The 3,475-nt window shown below is 62.4% G+C and carries 7 protein-coding genes; 4 read left to right on the top strand and 3 right to left on the bottom strand.

Annotated elements, in window-relative coordinates; genetic code table 11:
• The 4 genes from AC1DJT_RS35295 to AC1DJT_RS35280 all read left to right on the top strand — a co-directional run.
• Nucleotides 1-193, top strand: a 193-nt coding sequence (locus tag AC1DJT_RS35295) for a hypothetical protein (RefSeq protein WP_476835920.1), incomplete at its 5' end; no start/stop codon positions are given.
• Nucleotides 194-551: 358 nt separating this feature from the next.
• Entirely contained in the window at nt 552-950 is a 399-nt protein-coding gene (locus tag AC1DJT_RS35290) for a hypothetical protein (RefSeq protein ID WP_476769044.1), read from the top strand.
• Between the two features lie 65 nt (nt 951-1,015).
• Nucleotides 1,016-1,270, top strand: coding sequence for a type II toxin-antitoxin system HicA family toxin (locus AC1DJT_RS35285; protein ID WP_476769045.1), 255 nt, complete (start codon nt 1,016-1,018; stop codon nt 1,268-1,270).
• Nucleotides 1,267-1,602 carry a type II toxin-antitoxin system HicB family antitoxin gene (locus AC1DJT_RS35280; RefSeq protein ID WP_476769046.1) on the top strand — a complete coding sequence of 112 codons (336 nt, stop codon included), beginning with the start codon at nt 1,267-1,269 and terminating at the stop codon, nt 1,600-1,602. The genes AC1DJT_RS35285 and AC1DJT_RS35280 overlap by 4 nt, the downstream gene beginning before the upstream one ends.
• A 344-nt stretch (nt 1,603-1,946) precedes the next feature.
• Here AC1DJT_RS35280 and AC1DJT_RS35275 read toward each other — a convergent pair whose 3' ends face one another.
• From AC1DJT_RS35275 to AC1DJT_RS35265, 3 genes are all read right to left on the bottom strand, one after another.
• Complete coding sequence (locus AC1DJT_RS35275) at nt 1,947-2,351, bottom strand: SDR family oxidoreductase (RefSeq protein WP_476835919.1); 405 nt, start codon at nt 2,349-2,351, stop codon at nt 1,947-1,949.
• Entirely contained in the window at nt 2,300-2,650 is a 351-nt protein-coding gene (locus AC1DJT_RS35270) for an SDR family NAD(P)-dependent oxidoreductase (RefSeq protein WP_476769048.1), read from the bottom strand. The genes AC1DJT_RS35275 and AC1DJT_RS35270 overlap by 52 nt, the downstream gene beginning before the upstream one ends.
• A 21-nt stretch (nt 2,651-2,671) precedes the next feature.
• On the bottom strand, nt 2,672-3,475 hold an 804-nt coding region (locus AC1DJT_RS35265; protein WP_476835918.1), incomplete at its 5' end, for a cyclase family protein.

Raw genomic sequence — 3,475 nt, 5'->3', positions numbered from 1 at the left:
GTACTGGAATTCAAGCAAGCCAGCAGGGCAGTTCGCCATCGCAAGAAGTTCCACGTCGCTCTCGGTCTTGAGATGGCGCGCCACGCACTGGCTGATGCCTGACTTGCTGCCGGGAGGCTTGATTCTCGCCGCCTGGGTCACGCTCGCAGTAGTCCTGAAGATCCGCTTTCGTAACGATGCCCTTGATCATTGAGGTTCTGGTGTCGATGCCCTCTCGCTCGACGATGGTTCCATTCCACAAAGCGCAAGAGGCAAGTGGGAAATCCCCGGCCGCTGTTGCTGGAGTTGCTACCATTCCATTCGAAATAGCGACTGCGACCAGAACCATTCCCAAGGCGCGCATCATGCTGCTTCCTGTGGGCGTGAACATGTTTGGGGCGAGACCATAATCAGATCGCCTGCGGGCATCAAACGGCACGAAAACCCGCGTCCGACGCGGTGCCGGCGCCTGGATTTTGCCGCGTGAGCCGGCACGTCGTCCCGGCGCAGAGTGCTCACATTTCGCCGGGTGCGGCCGGCTAGTTCCTGCTAGAATTGCGCACCAATCGCGCATGTCGCGCGCGGGCGCTGGAGGGACCGCCGTGAGGCAAAGGAACCTGCTCAACGCCCGCGATCGCCTCGGCGCATCGATCATCGAAATCGTCGCCGCCGATGACGCAGAGCACGGCCCGGAGGTGATCGAGCAGTTGCGGCTCAAGAACGTCGCCGCCTACGCCCGCCTGGTCAGCGATCTGGCGCATTTCAGGAAGCTGGCGACGGAGCGGAACACGCAGACCCGACGGAAGCCGCGGGCGCTCCGGATGGAGCAGGCGAAGGAGACGGCAAAACAAGCCGCGGAGCTACCCGGTGACAATGCCATTATCTGCAATCCAGCCGGACCCTGCCGAGGCAGCAGATCAGGGCAAAGGCATCGTCCATCAGCGCCATTCAACCGAACCTTTTTTTCATGAAGCCCCGGCGGCTTTCACGCAAGCACCGCCTTGCAAATGGTACTGAGTATCGGTACTAATTTCGCATGAAGAAGCGGCACAAAGCCACGCTGGATCTGAGCTACGCCCGGCCCGTAAATGGCTCTATCCGATGGGCCGATATGGAAGCTTTATTCGTGGCGCTTGGCGCTGAGGTCAGCGAGGGAGAAGGCTCGCGGGTAGGTGTCTTCCTCTTTGGAGARGTGCGCGTTTTTCATCGCCCGCTCCCTTCKCCGGATACCGATAAAGGCGCTGTCGCCAGCATCCGCAAATGGCTTGATGAGAACGGAGTGAAACCATGAAGAACGTGATTGAGATCGACACTGAGAAAGCTGTCCTGACGTTCGACCCTGAAATCCGGATGTTTCGCGGCGAGTTCCTCGGCTTGAAGGGTGGGGCCGACTTTTACGCCGAAAGCGTGCAGTCCCTGATCGAGGAGGGCCGCAGGTCTCTGGCCGTCTTTCTTGAAATGTGCCGGGAGAAGAACATCGAACCGCACCGAAACTTCTCCGGGAAGTTCAACGTGCGCCTCGATCCTCACGATCATGCGGCGGCGGTCATTGCAGCAGCGGCCCAAGGCAAGAGCCTCAATGAATGGGTTGCTGGGGCCATCAAGGAGGCCGCTGCTGCGTAATTACTTCCTTAGCAGCCTTGGATCCCAATCGCCGTGGCGGCTCTTGCCGTCTTTCTCATAGCGCCACGAGTTTTCCCTGAGCTTTGTAGACGGCGAATCCTCGTCGCCGCAGTGCGCCGACGCCCGACGCTTCACCCGCCCAAAGGGGCATGCAAACCGCCAGAAACAAACTCACAGCTAGATAAAACCTGGGGGCAACGTCAATGCGGATGGAGCCCGGACATTCATCAAACCGCTGCGGCCAACCGGATGCACCAAAACTTGCTGTCGGGGAACTTCCACAATGCTGACATTCAGCCTGACCAGATGGCGAACTTGCAATCCAGCCGTTTCATAGTCTGCCTTCAGCTACCTGCTGCGCCGACGGTCATGCCACCGCAGACATAGAGAGTCTGCCCGGTCACGAAGCCGCTGCGGGCGTCGAGCAGGAAGGCGGCCGCGTTGGCGATATCTTCCGGCTCTMCCATGCGCCCCACCGGTAGGGCGTCGAGGATGGCTTGTGTCGCCCGGCTTCCCGGCGGATTGGCGCGCTCGAACAGCTCCGTGCGGATCGGCCCGGGCCCGATGCTGTTGGCGGTGATGCCGTGGCCGCCCAGTTCGAGCGCCCACACCTTGGCCATCCCGATGAGACCCGCCTTGGTCGCCGCATAGACGCTGCGCCGTTCCTTGCCGAGCGCTGCCCTTGACGCGATGTTGACTACCCGGCGAAATCGGCCTGCTTCATCCCCGGCAGGAGCGCCTGCAGGCATTGCAGGCTGCAACGCAAGTTCAGCGAGACGGCGAAGTCGAGATCGGCGAAACTTTGCTCTTCGACCGGTCCCGGTCGCACGATGCCGACATTGTTGACGAGCCGGGTGATCGGCCCGCCCCGCAAGGCGACCGAAAGTGCGGCGGCCGTGGACTCGGGATCTGACAGGTCAGCCTGGATGCCGTCGCCGTCGCGGTCGATCCCGATGACCTCGTAGTCTTCGGCCCGGCAGCGTTCGGCCGTGGCGCGGCCGATGCCGGCGGCCGAGCCGGTGATGAGGACGCGTTCCTTGCTTGGCATCAGGATGGCCTTGTCTCTGGTTCAGACAGTCGCGATCGGCGTCACCGGCGAGCCGACCGCACCCGGCAGACGCAGCGGCGGCGCGGTCAGCAGGAAACGCGACCGTCCATGTTCGCGCAACCATGCGGCCAGCGGCGTCAGGTGCCACAGCTCGCCGAGCGGTATCCCGTTCTTAAACAGGCAGTGCTCATGCAGTGGCAAGCTCGAGCAGCAGCGCTCGGCGCCAGTGGTCGCGGGTACCACCTCGACGGCAAAATTGTCGGCCGCGATGGCGGCGACGCCGCTCGCGCTGATCCACTCCAGTAGGCGCCGATCGCGACCGTTCAGGACGCAGCAGGTTCCGAGCAGGATGGCGGGATCCGGCGCGGCCATATCGAGCACGCACTGTGCAAAGCCGGTGTGGAGGCAAAGCACGTCACCGGCCTCGACCGTCACGTTATCGGCCAGCAGGACCGACATCAGGTCGTCATAGCCGACGAGCCGGCGCTCATCCCCGAAATGGGCGCGCAGATCCACCATCACGGCGCGACCCTGGATGCCGTGGGCGGCCATGTTCTCGATACCCAGCGCACGGGCGCTGGATGTACTGGCCTGACCGCCGGGCCCTGCATCGCCGACCTCTATGGGGCCGATAATCTCGATGCCAGCCCGGAAGCCGTTATAGTAGACGCGCTCGGCAATGCCGTCGCCATCGGCGTCGAACTGGGCGCCGACATGGGCGAAACTGTCCCATTGCGTCGAATATTGCAGATAAAGGATCGCCAGATCGTCGTTGAAAACGTCGGTGCAGTCGCTCTCATCGCCGACAAGCACGCAGTTGAAATT

This window comes from Allobosea sp. 05T422_2, assembly GCF_056396265.1.
The sequence above is the reverse complement of the archived record's forward strand: the minus strand, read 5'-3'. Positions and strand labels throughout refer to the sequence as shown.